This is a genomic window from Afipia clevelandensis ATCC 49720 (assembly GCF_000336555.1).
GTDB lineage: Bacteria > Pseudomonadota > Alphaproteobacteria > Rhizobiales > Xanthobacteraceae > Afipia > Afipia clevelandensis.
Genome location: NZ_KB375281.1, coordinates 2,147,632 through 2,163,475 on the forward strand (window position 1 = coordinate 2,147,632; position 15,844 = coordinate 2,163,475).

12 protein-coding genes are annotated in these 15,844 nt (G+C 63.5%); 5 read left to right on the forward strand and 7 right to left on the reverse strand.

The annotated features are described in order from the left end of the window. Positions 1-4: 4 nt before the first annotated feature. The 5 genes from HMPREF9696_RS10230 to HMPREF9696_RS10250 all read right to left on the reverse strand — a co-directional run bounded on the left by HMPREF9696_RS10230 (position 5) and on the right by HMPREF9696_RS10250 (position 6,645). On the reverse strand, positions 5-1,801 hold the full coding sequence (locus HMPREF9696_RS10230; protein ID WP_002712920.1) for an ABC transporter ATP-binding protein: 1,797 nt from the start codon (positions 1,799-1,801) through the stop codon (positions 5-7). A gap of 418 nt (positions 1,802-2,219) precedes the next feature. Continuing rightward, positions 2,220-2,582 carry a Zn-ribbon domain-containing OB-fold protein gene (locus HMPREF9696_RS10235; protein ID WP_002712921.1) on the reverse strand — a complete coding sequence of 121 codons (363 nt, stop codon included), beginning with the start codon at positions 2,580-2,582 and terminating at the stop codon, positions 2,220-2,222. Next, complete coding sequence (locus HMPREF9696_RS10240) at positions 2,579-3,715, reverse strand: thiolase family protein (protein ID WP_002712922.1); 1,137 nt, start codon at positions 3,713-3,715, stop codon at positions 2,579-2,581. The genes HMPREF9696_RS10235 and HMPREF9696_RS10240 overlap by 4 nt, the downstream gene beginning before the upstream one ends. A gap of 58 nt (positions 3,716-3,773) precedes the next feature. Continuing rightward, positions 3,774-5,366, reverse strand: a complete 1,593-nt coding sequence (locus tag HMPREF9696_RS10245; protein ID WP_002712923.1) for a DHA2 family efflux MFS transporter permease subunit — start codon at positions 5,364-5,366, stop codon at positions 3,774-3,776. 40 nt (positions 5,367-5,406) lie between these two features. Continuing rightward, positions 5,407-6,645, reverse strand: a complete 1,239-nt coding sequence (locus tag HMPREF9696_RS10250) for an HlyD family secretion protein (RefSeq protein WP_002712924.1) — start codon at positions 6,643-6,645, stop codon at positions 5,407-5,409. A 186-nt stretch (positions 6,646-6,831) separates the two neighbouring features. Here HMPREF9696_RS10250 and HMPREF9696_RS10255 point away from each other — a divergent pair, with 186 nt between their 5' ends. After that, the gene (locus tag HMPREF9696_RS10255) at positions 6,832-7,476 is read left to right on the forward strand and encodes a TetR/AcrR family transcriptional regulator (protein WP_002712925.1); all 645 of its coding nucleotides are present in this window, start codon (positions 6,832-6,834) and stop codon (positions 7,474-7,476) included. A 5-nt stretch (positions 7,477-7,481) separates the two neighbouring features. On the opposite strand, the gene HMPREF9696_RS10260 is transcribed toward HMPREF9696_RS10255, so the two are convergent. After that, positions 7,482-8,717 (reverse strand): extensin-like domain-containing protein, encoded by a 1,236-nt coding sequence (locus HMPREF9696_RS10260; protein ID WP_040301358.1) that lies wholly within the window; start codon positions 8,715-8,717, stop codon positions 7,482-7,484. Between the two features lie 360 nt (positions 8,718-9,077). Here HMPREF9696_RS10260 and HMPREF9696_RS10265 point away from each other — a divergent pair, with 360 nt between their 5' ends. The 4 genes from HMPREF9696_RS10265 (at position 9,078) to HMPREF9696_RS10280 (ending at position 14,200) form a co-directional block, all read left to right on the forward strand. Further along, on the forward strand, positions 9,078-10,121 hold the full coding sequence (locus tag HMPREF9696_RS10265; RefSeq protein WP_002712927.1) for an MBL fold metallo-hydrolase: 1,044 nt from the start codon (positions 9,078-9,080) through the stop codon (positions 10,119-10,121). A 165-nt stretch (positions 10,122-10,286) separates the two neighbouring features. Further along, positions 10,287-11,831: a FecR domain-containing protein gene (locus HMPREF9696_RS10270; protein WP_002712928.1), complete on the forward strand. Its 1,545-nt coding sequence runs from the start codon at positions 10,287-10,289 to the stop codon at positions 11,829-11,831. 113 nt (positions 11,832-11,944) lie between these two features. Further along, complete coding sequence (locus tag HMPREF9696_RS10275) at positions 11,945-13,501, forward strand: DUF4403 family protein (protein ID WP_002712929.1); 1,557 nt, start codon at positions 11,945-11,947, stop codon at positions 13,499-13,501. A 207-nt stretch (positions 13,502-13,708) separates the two neighbouring features. Continuing rightward, positions 13,709-14,200, forward strand: a complete 492-nt coding sequence (locus tag HMPREF9696_RS10280) for a transglycosylase SLT domain-containing protein (protein WP_002712930.1) — start codon at positions 13,709-13,711, stop codon at positions 14,198-14,200. Between the two features lie 36 nt (positions 14,201-14,236). On the opposite strand, the gene HMPREF9696_RS10285 is transcribed toward HMPREF9696_RS10280, so the two are convergent. Next, a complete protein-coding gene (locus HMPREF9696_RS10285) occupies positions 14,237-15,709 on the reverse strand; it encodes a hypothetical protein (protein WP_002712931.1) in 1,473 nt (490 codons plus the stop codon). Positions 15,710-15,844 lie beyond the last annotated feature (135 nt).

The following is a 15,844-nucleotide window of genomic DNA, read 5'->3' on the forward strand; positions in this document are numbered from 1 at the left end:
GCGTTTACTCAGCCGCCGACATGCGGTCGAGTTCCAGCACCTGCCGCTCGAACAATGAACGGTAGATGCCGCCCGGACGCCGCGCGAGCGATGCATGCGTCCCCTCCTCCGCGATCCGGCCCCGGTCGAACACGATGATCCGGTCGAGGCTGCGCACGGTCGACAGACGGTGCGCGATCACGATTGCGGTACGCCCCTGGATCAGGCGGTCCATCGCCTCCTGAACCAGAGCCTCCGATTCCGAATCGAGGCTTGATGTCGCCTCGTCCAGGATCAGGATCGGCGCGTCCGCGAGGAACGCCCGCGCCAGCGCCACACGCTGACGTTCGCCGCCCGACAGTTTCACGCCGCGCTCGCCCACCAGCGTCTCGTAACGCTTCGGCAGCCGCATGATGAAGTCATGCGCGTTGGCAAGACGCGCAGCTTCCTCAATCTGCGCCATGCTCGCGCCCGGCCGACCGTAGGCGATGTTTTCCGCGAGCGAGCGATGGAACAGGGTCGGCTCCTGCTGCACGATGGCGATCTGGCTGCGCAGCGACTGCTGCGTGGCCTTCGCGACATCCTCACCGTCGATCAGGATGCGGCCGCCTGTGGCGTCGTACAGCCGCTGCACCAGCTTGACGAAAGTCGTCTTGCCGGAGCCCGAGCGTCCGACCAGACCCACGCGCTCGCCGGGCCTGATGCTGACCGCAAGCCGCTCGTAGAGCGGCGTGTCGTGTCCGCGATAGTGGAACGTCACATCGTCGAACACGATGCCGCCGCCGGCGACCTTGATCGGCTTCGCATCCGGTGCGTCGGCAATGCCGATCACCTCGTCATGCATCGCCACCAGTTCCTCCATGTCGTTCACCGAACGCTGGAGATGGCTGATGTGCTGGCCGATGTCGCCGAGATAGCCGTGAATGACGAAATAGGTCGTCACCACATAGGCCACCTCACCCGGCGTGGCACGGCCTGCCGCCCACAGCAGCAAGATTCCGCCGATCACGGTCACGCTCATCAGCACCAGCACGGCGTGCTGCGCCGTGCCGACGTACGTATAGCGCGACCATGTCCGTCCGGCCCGGCGGCGCCACTTGCCAAGCACGCCGCCGAGACGCTCGTCTTCCCGCGCTTCCGCGCCGAACGACTTCACCACCGCGTTGCAGGTCAGCGCATCGGCCAGCGTGCCGCCGACTTTCGTGTCGAGCGCGTTGGACAGTTGCGCCGCCGGCGCGATGTAGTTCGTGGTCAGCGCGACCGTCATGCCGACATAGATCACCGTCATGAGCGCGATCACCGCACCCAGCACCGGCCAGTGCCAGCCGACCAGGATGGTCGAGCCGAGCAGCACGACGAGCGACGGGATCAACGCCATCAGGATGGTGTCGTTGAGCAGGTCGAGCGACCACATGCCGCGCGTGATCTTGCGCACGGTCGAACCGGCAAAGCTGTTGGCGTGCCAGTCGGTCGAGAAACGCTGGATGCGCACGAAGGCATTCTGCGCCACATCCGACATGATGCGCAGCGTGAACGGGATGATCGCCTTCAGGCCGATGAAGCGCGTGACCATCGCGACCAGACCGAGAACGACGATGGCCCCGAAAGCAATTATCGCCCCGCGCTTTGCGGCAGCCGGATCGGTCAGCGCGATGGCGTCCACCAGCTTTCCCGCGAACAGCGGCATGAACACATCCGCTGCCGCGGCGGCGATCAGGCCACCGGCAACTACAGACAATCGCCCCGGCTGATATGTCCAGTGGCGGAAGACGAACGGAAGCACCGCGCGCAAGGCGGACTTTTTATTACGAGACAGAGTCATAGCGTGTTTCGGCTGCGCAGGCGCAAGCCGACTCCAAATGAGAGACGACGCAGCGGCTACGCCGCGCGCAATCGTCATGTGTCAAAGAAAAAGGTTGTGGAATTCGGTCAGCGAAGGTTCGCGAAAACCCGAACCGGACGACCACGGACAGGCCATCGGACGACCGATGATTGCCGGCAACCTTGCGCGGTGGACCGCGTGGTTAACCGAGGGGGTATCCGGATGCAGAGGCGCGAACGCGCAGGACTCGCGGGGTCGCGATAAACGCAAACGTCAAAATCATGCGATCCTCCCGCGTCTGAGTCATGCGGACTTCGGGGCGAAGTCCGCTGATGATGTTTTGGGCAATAATTGCGGCAAATTTTGTACCGGTTAATTGCTATCCTGCAATGTACGCGCGGCGACACGCCGCATGCGCTCACGCCTTGACGAAATACGGCGTGCGTAAATTCGTGAACGGCCTGAACTCTGCGACAACACGGTCGCCGATGCGCAGATCGATATCGCCATGCGCCATCACGCGAAAGCCTTCGGTCATATCGATCAGCAGGATCGCGTAAGGCACGTGGGCCTTGGCTTCCGGCGTCGCCGCGCGGCGAACAACAGTCGCGGAATAGACCACCCCTTGGCCGCCGGCTCGATGAGTCGTCGGCGAAGCATCCCCGCATGACGGACAGAATGCACGGCGGAAATACCACAGATGACCACACGCGCCGCATGACTGGTAGAGGATCGCGTCCGCGCCGTCGGTCCAGCCTTTGAGTTCTGCTGCTTCGCTCATCGCACCCGCTCCAGAAACATGCTGACATGTGACGACATCACGCCGCCGTCGCCATGCAGCAACGCCAGCGAGGCATCGCGCACCTGACGTTGCCCGGCTCGGCCAGTCATCTGCAACTGCGTTTCGACCAGATGCGCCATCGCGCCGCCGCAGCCGCAATGACCGTAACTCAAAAGTCCGCCATGCGTATTCAGCGGCAACGCACCGTCGATGCCGAAATCGCCATTGCGCGCACGCGCTGCGGACTCGCCGCGTGTCGCAAGACCAAGCTCCTCGATCAGGATCGCCAGCGTGATGGTGAAGCTGTCATAGATGCCGGCATATTTGATCGCGCCGGCATCGACGCCCGCCTTCTCCTGCGCCCGGTTCAGCGCCACCGCCGCACCGACATCGGACAGCGACTTTGCTGCGGTGATATGTTGATGCAGATGCGCTTGCCCGCATCCCATGATGCGGACTTGACGATCGTTTGTCGGCTCGCGACTGATGATGAAAGCCGCGCCGCCGTCCGACACCGGACAGCAATCCAGCAGTTTTAGCGGCGACGAGATTTCGCGCGACGCCATCACATCAGCCACCGTGATAGGTTCATGAAACTGCGCGCCGGGATGCTGCATGGCGTGCCGTCGCATCAGCACCGCGAACTCCGCCATGTCCTCCTGCGTGAGGCCATAGTCGTGCATATAGCGCGAGGCGAGCAAGCCGTAATAAGCCGGGATCGTCGGCCCGAGCGGCACCTCGTAATCGGGATGGCCGACCTGCGCCAGCGTGCTCATCGCGGAATCGCGCGCCTGCCCGGTGAGACGGTTCTCGCCGGCAACGACAAGAATGGTCTTCGCAACGCCGGCCTCGACCAGTTCATGCGCCAGCATCACCATGGCAAGGCCCGTCGCGCCGCCGACCTGAATCGCATGGGCATAGGACGGCTGGATGCCGAAGTGCTCGGCGAACACCGTCGCCAGCATCAGATGCGGCATGGTGGTGGAATAGCCGGTGAGCAGGCTGTCGACGTCACTGCGCTTGAGGCCCGCATCGGACAGCGCGCCCTGCGCCGCCTCGGTCATCAGATCGAGGGTCGAACGCCCCTCATGCTTTCCGAAAGCCGTCAGTCCGACGCCGCTGATGAAACTCATGTGCCCGCGCTTGCCGTTTCCATGCCCGTGACTGATGTGCCACGGCCAAGGCCCGACATCAATGCGCGTCCGGCGGAGGTCCCATCATGTTCGGCTTGTTGACAAAGAACACAAGCGTACTCAGCACCAGATAGAAACAGGTCAGGATGAAGAAGGCATCGCCGAAGCTCATGACCACGGCCTGCCGGTGCACGATCATCGACAGTTGCTTCAGCGCCATCAGCGAGGCATTGCCCGCGCCCTGAAACTTCTGGGTCAGCATGTTCAGCGTCTCGACAGCCATCGAATTGCCCCAGGTGACGCGGTCATGCAGCCGGGAGATGTGCAGATCGGTCCGGTGATCGAGCACCGTGTTGATAACCGCCAGCCCCACCGCGCCGCCGAGGTTGCGGGTCAGGTTGAACAGGCCGGAGGCGTTCTTCAGGCGCGAGGGCGCAAGCGTGCCGAGCGCGATATTGTTCACCGGCACCATCGCCATCATGATGCCGACCCCACGCAGGATCTGCGGCACCAGCAGTTCATAGAAATCGTAGTCGCGGGTGATGCCGGTCATCATCCACGAACTGATCGCGAAAATCACCAGCCCGGTAGCGATCATGAACCGCAGATCGACCTTGGTCATCAGCCGTCCGATGATCGGCGCGCTGACGAACATCGCAGCGCCCGAGACGAACATGGTCTCGCCGATCATCAGCGCGCTGTAGCCCCGCACCTCGGCGAGGTAGCGCGGATAGATGTAAGTCAGGCCATAGAGGCCTATGCCGACGCAGAATGAGAACATACAGCCGAGCGCGAAGTTGCGGTCGGTAAAGGCGCGGATATCGACAATCGGCTCCTTCTGCGTCAGCGCGCGATAGAAAAAGACCACGGCCGAGATGACGCAGACGACCGCGAAGAAGAAAATCGATTCGTCCTGCAGCCAGTCGTTGCGCGGGCCTTCTTCCAGCACATATTCGAGCGAGCCGAGGAAACCCGCCATCGAGATCAGGCCCCACCAGTCGAAATGCTCCAGCAGCGCGAAGTTCGGCTTGTCGAAATCCACCAGCGCCAGCACGCCGATGGTGATGCCGATGCCGGGCACGACGTTGATGAAGAACAGCCAGTGCCACGACATCAGGTCGGTGATGTAGCCGCCCACCGTCGGGCCGATGGTCGGCGCCAGCGTGGCCACAAGGCCGATGATCGGGCCGACGATGTGAAACTTGTTGCGCGGAAACACCGTGTAGGCAGACGCAAATACGGTCGGGATCATGCCCGCGCCGACAAAGCCCTGGATCGCGCGCCACAGGATCATCTGCTCGATGGTCGAGGTCAGGCCGCACATAAAGCTCGCGAACGTGAAGCCTGCAGCAGAAATCGCAAACAGCAGCCGCGTGCCGAAGGCGCGCGACAGAAAACCCGACAGCGGGATCGCGATCACTTCCGCGATCAGATAGGAGGTCTGCACCCATGCGACTTCGCTGGTGCTGGCGGAGAGGCCGGCCTGGATTTCGGAAAGCGATGCCGAGACGATCTGGATGTCCAGGATCGACATGAACATCCCGAACACCATGATGAGGAAGGCGATCAGCCGGCGCGTGCTGATCGTCTCCGTCCCCGCCGGTGCAGCGGGGCCGCCACTCATCGTCGGCGATGCAGTGTTTGACGACATCACGTTGTCCTAAAGGCCCGCGATGCCGGGCCTTGTGCTGTTATCGCGCTGCGATCGGATCGACGTGGTCCGGGTTCGGCTTGGTGTTCACTGTGGTGATCACCGACATGCCAGGCCGCAGCAGGTTTTCCCGCGCCACCGAGAACGGCACGCGGATGCGGACCGGCACGCGCTGCACCACCTTGGTGAAGTTGCCGGTGGCATTGTCCGGCGGCAGCAGCGTAAAGACCGAGCCTGACGCCGGCGCGAGGCTGTCGACAATTCCAGTGATGGTGCGTCCGGACACCGCGTCAACGGTGATCGACACCGGCTGGCCGGGTTTCAGGCGTCCGAGTTGCGTTTCCTTGTAGTTGGCGTCGATATAGACGTCGTCGATCGGCACGACATTGGCGAGCCGCTGACCGGGCTGCACATAGTCACCGGCGCTGACGATGCGATTGGAGAAGATACCGTCCACCGGCGCGCGGACTGCGGTGAACGACAGATCGCGCACGGCCTTCGCCAGCGCCGCACGCAATTCCTGCAACTGGCCTTCGGCTTCCGCCTTTTGCGCGTTGATGACATCAACCTGCGTCTGCGCGGCATCCAGCGCCGCCTTGGCGCCCTGCACCGCCGCCTGCGCCTGATCGCGGCCCGCCTGCGACACATCGAAGGTCGCCTTCGAGGCGAAGCCCTTGGTACTCAGGCTTTCCTGACGTGCGAAATCGGCTTCGGCGCGCTTGATCGCGGCGTCCGCCGACATCAATTGCGCCTTCGCCTGGTCCACAGCGCTTTGCTGCGCCTCGGCCTGACGGCCGATGCGCTCAATGGTCGCCTGCTGCGTCGCGACCTTGGCACGCGCGCTCTCGACGGCGAGACGATAGTCGCCGTCGTCAATCATGAAAACGACGTTGCCCGCACCGACGCGCGTGTTGTCGCCGACCATGACCTTGGAAATGTGTCCGGCGATCTTCGCGCCCATGGTGGTGTTGTTGGCGCGCACATAGGCGTCGTCGGTCGTGACCAGATAGCGGCCGACGACCATGTAGTGATAACCGAAATAGATGCCGGCCAGCGCCGCCAATGCGCCGACACCGACGATGATGCGCCTGCGCGTCGGAGACTTCGGTTTCGCGGCGTCGTCCTTCGCCTCAGTGGGCGGCACTGTCTCGGGTGCTTCCGTCGCAGGCTGCTCGGCCGGACGCGCACGCTGCTCGATGGTCGCCGCGCGCGATGCGTCGGTCTCGTCAGGCTCCGGGTGAACAACCCTTGCGACCTGGTCTCGGGCAGGCACGGCCATCATGGCCTCCATACGTGTCAAAACGCTCGCACCCGGCGGGACTGCCGCCGGGCCTGCGACACAAATATCATTGACCGAACCGTTCGGTCAATGATATTTTGCTCCAACAGTTCGTACAGCAGTTCGGGTTCCCGCGCCGTTTCCGGACCCGCGCTCCACAACGAAACGAAAAAACAGACTAAACGAATGGTTGCTGCCCAAACCCACCTCTCCGTCGCGCCGCAAGGCGACGAGGACAGCGCGAAACGCCATCAGATCATGGATGGCGCGCGGCGCGTCTTCATGGATCTGGGCTTTGATGGCGCCAGCATGAACGAGATCGCGCGGGCCGCAGGCGTCTCGAAGGGCACGCTTTACGTCTACTTCGCGGACAAGAACCGGCTGTTCGAGGCGATTGTCGAGCAGGAAAGCCTCGATCAAGGCAAGAAGGCATTCAACTTCGATCCGGCGCTCGATGCCGAAACCAGCCTGCGCGCCTTCGGCCGCGCCTATCTGGAAATCGTCTGCCGGCCCGATGGCGGATCAGCCGTCAGAACGGTGATGGCGATTGCGGAGCGGATGCCCGATGTCGGTCGCCGTTTTTACGATCACGTCATCGCCCACACCATGCGCCTGCTCGGGGACTATCTGGAAGCCCGGGTCAAGGCGAAGGAGCTTGCGATCGGCGACTGCTATCTCGCCGCCGCACAATTCATCATGATGTGCCAGGCGACGCTGTTTCAGCCCTACGTGTTTCAGGTCAAGCCGGCGCCGAACAAAGAACAGATCGCAACGGTGGTCGACAGCGCCGTGCGGGTATTCCTCGCCGGCTATCGCGCGTCGAAAAGCTGAAGACTTCAGCGCTCCCGGAGACGGGATTCGTCTTCGATGGAGTCGCGGTCTTCCTTCGACAACGGACCGCGCGCGAACATGCGCTTCACACGCTGGCCAATCGAGCCGGTGACGCCATTGTCGCGGAAAGCATAGCCACGCGGTGCTGCGCGCGCGGCGATTTCCTCGCCGGAGACAGCCGCTGGCTGACAGATGATGCGCCCGCTGGCGCGGCGCATCAGATCGACGTGAATATGATCGTAGTGATAGACGTTCGAGCCCGGCGCCAGCACGGTGTTGAACTGCTGGCATGCAGCGCCCTGTACGTCGCGCAGAAACCCCTGCTCTTCCGGCAAACCCTTCCAGCCGTCCTTCACCGAAATGCGCCGTCCGTCCGCGAGCGTGAAAGACGCGATGTCGAGCGCGTTGCCGAAGGCATGCTCGGAAATATGCGCGCGCGAATTGCCGTTCATGCCGCGGCACGAATAGGCCGAAATCTGTTTGATCTCCGCAACGGGCGAGCCGAACCAGCGCTGCGCGGCAGGCTGCACCGAATCCGCCAGCCATCGGTCGAGCGCCGACACAATCGGACAGGCCAGCGTCGCGGCAGGCTTCACGGCCACAGCACCGAACCTGCTGACCGGCGAGCCCTGCGACGGGCCGAGACGCGGCGGCGTGAAAGGCTGGTTGGCGGATGGATATGGCTGCGCGGCATACGGCGCGCGCGGTGACGGACGCGCCATCGTCGGCGATGTCGTCTCCGGTCCAGCCATCTGATCTTCCTCATCCGGCGGCTCTATTCCGGGCGCGTTCAGGCGCATCGGCGCACCGGCCTGCGCAGGATAGCCGGGCTGCGAGCCCTGATAGGGCTGCTGCGATGGATAAGACGATGACGGATAGGACGGCGGCTGCGAGGCCGAATACGACGGGCGATAGGAAGGCGGCTGCTGCGCCACCGGCCAGCGCGGCTGATTGCCGATGCTGCCGGGCGGGCGCAGATCGTCAGCGTAACCGAGGCTGCTCATGTTCTCGCCGAGGGCTGCGACCTTGAGCGGAAATTCCGCGCCACATGCGCCCGGACCCGAGATCGGATCGATGCGGACGAGATCGGCACTCTCTTTGACCGCACCGGATTTCAGGCACGCCTTCTCGGCCTCAGCCCGCCATGGCTCGCGTTCCGCGGACATGAATCCACGGCCGCAACCCGCAAGGGCGACGAGAACCAGGGAGCCGACTACAAACCAACATACTCCGCGCGTCATCCGCGCAAGTTCACCGAAGATAATTAAAGACTCTTCAACGCTTTGTTATTCAACGTTTTTTAACCATAACCCGCGCGACGGAACGCGATGAGTCAGGACGCCTGCCTTTTTGAACACGGAACGTCCGGGTAACGTCGGCGTTACATGACCCAGCGTTGAGCCAAGGGAGATTCCCATGACCATCGTCGGACCTTTGAGTGTCGTGGCGGCCTATGCGTCGTTTATTCTTGTCGGCGCGATCGTGCTGGGCATGTTCTAGCCACCGTTCGATATCCGGATATCAAGCGCCCGTTTGATCACCACGTTGGATGACGAACGCGCCCTTGATCGCAAGCCGCTGAATCTGCGATCATCGGCTTCATGATTTTCCGCCAGCTCTTCGACAGCGTTTCCAGCACTTACACCTATCTGCTCGCCAGCCGCCGCGGCGGCGAGGCGCTGATCATTGATCCCGTGCTGGAGAAGGTCGATCGCTATATCCAGCTTCTGCAGGATCTCGATCTGCGGCTGATCAAGGCGGTCGATACGCATGTCCATGCCGATCACATCACCGGCCTTGGCGCGCTGCGCGACAAGACCCATTGCATCACCGTGATGGGCGAGCAGAGCGGCGTCGATGTGGTCTCGATGCGGGTTGCGGATGGCGACAGGATCGACATCGAGGGCGTGAGCCTCGATGTACTCTACACGCCCGGCCACACCGACGATTCCTACAGTTTCATCCTGCCGGATCGCGTCTTCACCGGCGACACGCTGCTCATTCGCGGCACCGGACGCACCGATTTCCAGAACGGCGATCCGCGCGCGCAGTACGAGTCGATTTTCGGGCGGTTGCTTAAGCTGCCCGATCACACGCTGATCTTCCCCGCACATGACTACAAGGGCGATACCGTCTCGACCATCGGCGAGGAGAAGGCGTGCAATCCTCGCCTTCAGGTTAAATCGGTCGATCAGTATGTCGACCTGATGAACAACCTGCATCTGCCGAATCCGAAGATGATGGATGTCGCCGTGCCGGCGAACCTGCACATGGGCCTCGCGCAAGATGACGTCGCGCGGCGCGGCTGGTCGCTCACGGCAACGCAAGCCAAGGATATCCTCGGGCGTCCGGACGTTGCTCTGATCGACCTTCGCGAACGACGCGAGCGCGAGAAGCACGGTGTTATTCCAGGGTCGCTCCACGCGCCCTATCCCGATCTTCAGGACAATGTGAAAGCGGGCGGCGTGCTGCACGATCTCGCCGCGACAACGCAGAAGCAATTGCTGTTCTACTGCGCATTCGGCGAACGCTCCGCGATGGCCGTGCAGGCCGCGCAGGACGCCGGCCTCACCACCGCCCGCCACATCCAGGGCGGCATCGAAGCATGGCGCATTGCGGGCGGCCGGATCGCGCGCGACAGTTAAGGCGTTCACCGGAAGCCAACGCGCATCCCGCTGACGTACTTTTGCCTCGGAAATGCAATGGAAAATCTGTTCGCGGGTTGCGAATGGCGTTGCTTCGCCATGACGTGGCTGTCAAAAATACCACCGTTGCCTTTCCGTCTCATGGCTCGTTGAGCAGGTGATATTTTGATCCGTTCCGTCCTGCTGATGGCAGCGATCCTGTGCGGCCTCGCCCTTACACCCGCGCATGCTGAACAATCCATCCGCGTCGCTCAGGCTGCGCCTGCGCAACCGGCAGCACCGGCGCCATCAACCCCATCGGCGGATTCGACCACCCCTGCCACGACACCGTCACCGACCGATCAGCCTGCGGCCGACGCGAACCAGCAAGCCAGCGACGAACCCGCAGGCAATGTCGTCACCCTGAAGGGCAGCGCGACGGTGACCCGGGGCGGCATGACCGGTCCCCTGAAAGTGCAGGACGAGATCTTCAAGGGTGACATTCTTCAGACGGACAAGAACGCCACGCTCGGCGTGACCTTCAATGACGACACCACGCTCAATCTCTCCGCGAGTTCGCGCGTGGTGGTCGACAACTTCGTTTATCAGAACGGCGCGAAGGACAACGCCGCTCTCATCAATGTCACACGCGGCACCATGGCGTTCGTCGCCGCCGCCGTCGCCAAGACCGGCGACATGAAAATCGAAACGCCGACGGCGACGCTCGGCATTCGCGGCACCACCGGCGTGGTCGAAGTGCCGGAAGGCGTGACGGCCGGCACAGCCAACGCCAGCAATGTCGGCGTCAAGCTCTATCCCGATGCCGACGGCAAGGTTGGACGCATCGACGTCCGGGGCCGCGACGGCGCGCCGCTCGGCATGCTGACGCAGGCAGCCAGCGGTTTCACGGTGCGCGGCATGATGGTGCCGGGTTTCGGCATGCGGATGTCCGCGACACCGATGGTGATGTCGGCGCAGATGATCGCGCGGGACCGCGGCTTCATGCAGCGCGTTCACACCATGCAGGGGATTGGACGCAACATCGTCAGGCAGCAGCGCGATTTCCGGATGCAGAATCCAAACCGCCCGCCGGCCTTCGGACGGCCGGGATATAATCGCGGCGCGCCGCAGCGCGGCGGATTCAATCAGCCCGGAAACCGGCCTGGAAACCAGCCACGAAATCAACCGGGCCTGAATCAGCCGGGACAACGCGGCCAGCCCGGATTGAATCAACCGGGTCAGCGCGGACAGCCGGGCCTCAATCGTCCGGGTCAGCTCAATCAACCCGGACAGCCACGGCAACCGGGATTGCAGAACGCGCCGGGACAACGTGGCAGCCTGCAACCCGGCATGCAGCGTCCGCCCGGTCTTGCCAATCAACCCGGACTTCGACGCGATCCCGGCGCTCCGCCACCCGGCGGATTCCAGCGCGCGCCCGGCGCACCCGGCCAGTTCGGATCGCGTCCGAACCAGCCGGGACTCGCGAACCGTCCTGCCATTCGGCAAGGCGGCATTCCGGTTGGATTACAGCGGCCAGCGGCTGCGCCCGGCGGCTCCGCGCTGCAAGGAGCGGGCGGCTTGCTCAATCGTCTCGGCGTGCCGAACCGTCTCGGCATCCCGCAGGTACCCACCGCCGCGCCGCGCGCGGGCCAGCCCGCGGTTCCGGCGCTGCAGAAGAAGCCGCCGCAGCTTCCGAAGAACAAGCAGCTTCCGAAGGAGCTGCTGCGATAGGTCGACTAATACCGCCGCGTTTCGATTGCGAACGACAAACCGCTTGATTGGCACGCGGGGTGGCGTGCATCACACGCGCCCTGTAGCATCGCCGCCCTGATGCCGGAGTCGCCATGCGCCTGAAAATCATTCTGCTCGGACTGGCGGTACTTGTCATATCTTTCGCCGCCAGCCTTTATGCAATGAACTGGCTGTGGCCCGTCACCGTCGAAAAACCTCTGCTCGCAAAACTGCCGCCGCTGCCACAGGTGGCGCGCAACTCCGAAATCCTGACACCGATTTCCATTTCCATCGCCGCGCTGCGCGACAGTCTCGATCGCGCCGCACCGCGCAATATCGGCGGCAAGGCCGAAAATCCCGTCAGCCAGATCCTGCAGAACGCCGATATCAACTGGACCGTGACCCGCGGACCGATCGCCGCGTCCGGTGTGCAGAACGCGCTGTCGCTGTCGACGCCGCTCGACGGCAAGCTGACGGTGCTCGGCTCGCTGTCGGCGGCAAGCGGCACCGCGCTCGGCAACGCCTTGGGAAATGTTCTCGGCAGCAATGCCGTCAAGCAACTCGGTAGCGTCTCGATCAAGCAGCTCAACGCCAGCGCCGCGATCCACGGCAATGTCGGCATTACCGCGCGTCCGGAAATCCTGCGCGAGTGGCGCATTGATCCGAAGCTCGCAGCGCAGGTCACACTCGGCGAGAGCAGCCTCACCATCGCCGGCGCGAAAGTCGCGGTGCCAGCGCAGGTCAAGCCGCTGATCGACAAGACCGTCAACGAGCAGATGGCGCTGCTGCAGCAGCGCCTGCGCAACGACCGCTCGCTTGAGCAGAACGCGCGCCGGGAATGGGCCAAGCTCTGCCGCTCGATTCCACTGCCTCCGGCTGCAACCGGGATGCCCGTGCTGTGGCTCGAGATGCGTCCAGTCCGCGCCATGGCGGCGCAGCCGCGCATCGACGCCAACTGGGTCAGCTTCACGCTCGGACTGCAGGCCGAGACGCGCGTGCTGCCCACCGAGACGAAACCGGACTGCCCGTTTCCCGCGACGCTCGACATCATGCCGCAGCCCGAACGCGGCCGCGTCAATATCGGCGTGCCGATCGACCTGCCCTTCACCGAAGTCAGCAAGATCGTCGAACTGCAACTGAAAGGCCGCAAGTTTCCCGAGGACGGCAGCGGCTCGGTCGATGTCACGGTGAAGAGCGCGAGTGTCTCCGCCGCCGGACAGCGCCTGCTGATCTCGCTGCTCGTCAACGCGAAAGAGAAGAAGAGCTTCCTCGGCCTCGGCGGCGAAGCGACCATCCATATCTGGGGCCGTCCCGTGCTGGATCAGGAACAACAAATCCTGCGGCTGACCGATCTCGAACTCGCCGTTGAATCGGATTCGGCCTTCGGCCTGCTCGGCGCCGCCGCGCGTCCCGCCGTGCCCTATCTGCAACGCGCGCTGGAGCAGCGCGCCACCATCGACCTGAAAACCTTCGCCGCCAACGCGCAGCAGAAGATTTCGTCCATCGTCGCGGATATGCGCAAGAGCGATCAGGGCATTCGAGTCGATGCCTCGGTGTCGAGCGTGCGCCTCGGCGGCATCGCCTTCGATTCCAATACGCTCCGCATCGTTGCCGAAGCGGACGGCGCGATCAGTGTCGCGGTGACATCGCTGCCGGACCTGCAGCAGTGACGGAGTGAATGTGACTGCATAGCTTGCCCGCACATTCGCATGGCTCCAAGTCATTGATATTGAGTCGCTAATTCTCCCGTCACGTTCTCTCCACATTTACGGGTCACGGAACCGTCACATGCCCGCCGCCGTTGAGCCGGGTCGTTCCGTTGCGTTGGCATTGCGTTCCACGCTGATCCTTTTCCCGAACCGCTGAGGACAGACATCATGAAACGGATTTTGCTCGCCGCTGCTGCGGCGACGATGATGATGATTCATCCCGCCAGCGCGCAGCGCGCGAACTACGAATCCATGGTCGCCAGCCACGCTGCGGCAAATGGCGTTCCGCCCGAACTCGTGCATCGCGTCATCGTCCGTGAAAGCAAGTACAACCCGCGCGCCGTCAGCCGGGGCAACTACGGCATGATGCAGATCAAGCTCGCCACGGCGCGCGGCCTTGGTTATACCGGCACCGCCGAAGGCCTGCTCGATCCCGACACCAATCTCACCTATGCCGTGAAGTATCTTGCGGGCGCCTACCGTGCCGCCGGCGGCGATCACAACCGTGCGGTCTCCTATTATGCCGGCGGCTATTACTACGCCGCGAAGCGTCAGGGGCGGCTCCAGCAGCAGGCAGCCAACGCCGCGCCGGAAGGCATCACGCTGTTCGACGCCAATGCGCAGGCGATCCCGCGCAAGCACCGGCGTCATCGCCACTGATATCAGCTTGTTGGGTGCGATCTGAAAAAGCCGGCCTCAATTCGAGGCCGGCTTTATTTCTGGTTCTGCGCTGTGCCGCGCGGATGGATCGCGCACATGCGCCACGGCGTTGTCATCCGTAAACACTTTCTTCCAGCCATCGACATGATCGAGCAATTGCGCCGCAGGCGTCTGCCGCCGCAGCAATGTAGCGTCGATCCGCTGCGAGGCCAGCAGCCTGAACAGCGCATCCGGATTTTTCAGCATCATGGCATCGTCGACCTCGACCATGAAGCGTTCGCCGTAGAGTTCGGTCCGCCCGTCGATGGCCACGGGAATTCCGGTCCAGATCAGATAGCCGCCGAAATCGTAATCGTTCAGCACACGCGTTACGCCGCGCTCCTTCAAGGCCGCAACGGCAGGCGCGAGGCTGGACGACGGCGCGTAGCAATTGATCGCGATAACAAAGGCTGACATCGCGGCGATCGCGACAAGCGCGGCAGCGGCCAATGGTCCGCACCAGCGCGCCGCTTTTGGACTTTCATCCACCCGCCCGAAACGCGCCGCCAGCGGTGCGGCGATCACAAGCGGCAACAGCAGCGCCAGCACCGTGATATTGCGAATGTGCGACAGCGCCATATGCAGCAGCCCGATCACCAGCACGATACGCATGAGCGGAAGCGTCAGGCCCTTGAGCAGAACCGCGCCCAGCCCGAGCAGCAGACAGACTTCAAACGCGCCGAGCCGGGAGAAATCCGCCGGCCGCCATTCGGTGATCAGCGGCAGCGCCGCGCCGAGAGTGAGAATGTTGCGGGCCGCGAGAATGGCCTCGACGCCGTAGGGCGTCAGGCAACTTGCAGCAAGCGCCGCAACGCCGAACACGAACCAGCGCAGCAGCATCCGCGCCCTCGCCTGCGCGTCCACCTTCAGTACCACATCGAGCGCGACAGGCCCGATCAGCGCCAGACCCAGAATGAAACTGCCGTGAAGATTGGCCCACAGCGCGATCAGCGGCAGCAGCCAGTAGGAAGGCGCATTGCTGCGATCCGCCGCCGCGATCAATCCGGCAAGCCACGCCACCATCACCGGCATCGCCAGCGCATGTGGCCGAACCAGAAAATGCGGGGAGGCAATCGCCAGTGCTGCCATCACCAGAACAAGTGCAGGGACCGCATCGAGACGGCGGCGAATGAACCACGCCAGAATGGCGAATGCACCCGCGATGGAGGCCGCTGTCAGCACCACCGGCCCGGCCCAGCCCGCACGCGCGAAGGCCGCGGCGTACAGCACCTGCGCCAGCCACTGCGTGGAAATCCACGGTTGCCCCTGCATGGTGAACGAGAAGGTGTCCGTGCGCGGGAGCGCGCCGGTGTCGAGAATCTGCTGCCCGACTTTGATCTGCCAGTAGGTGTCCGGATCGGCCAGCAGCCGGTTCCCCAGCAGAAGCAATCCGGCGAACAGGCAGACGCCGAGCACGCAGGGCAGCGTGCATCGCGGCGCGGGCATTGTATCGACTGCCTGAGCGCTCATCGCGATACGGCCTTCGCAGGCAGGTCAAAATATGCGGCGATGGTCATGCGCGGGTCCGGCTGGAGAAACAGTTCCAGACCTAAGCACCGGGGGCATAATTCCAGGTAAATTCCGCCGCAAACGCATCGGGCTGCG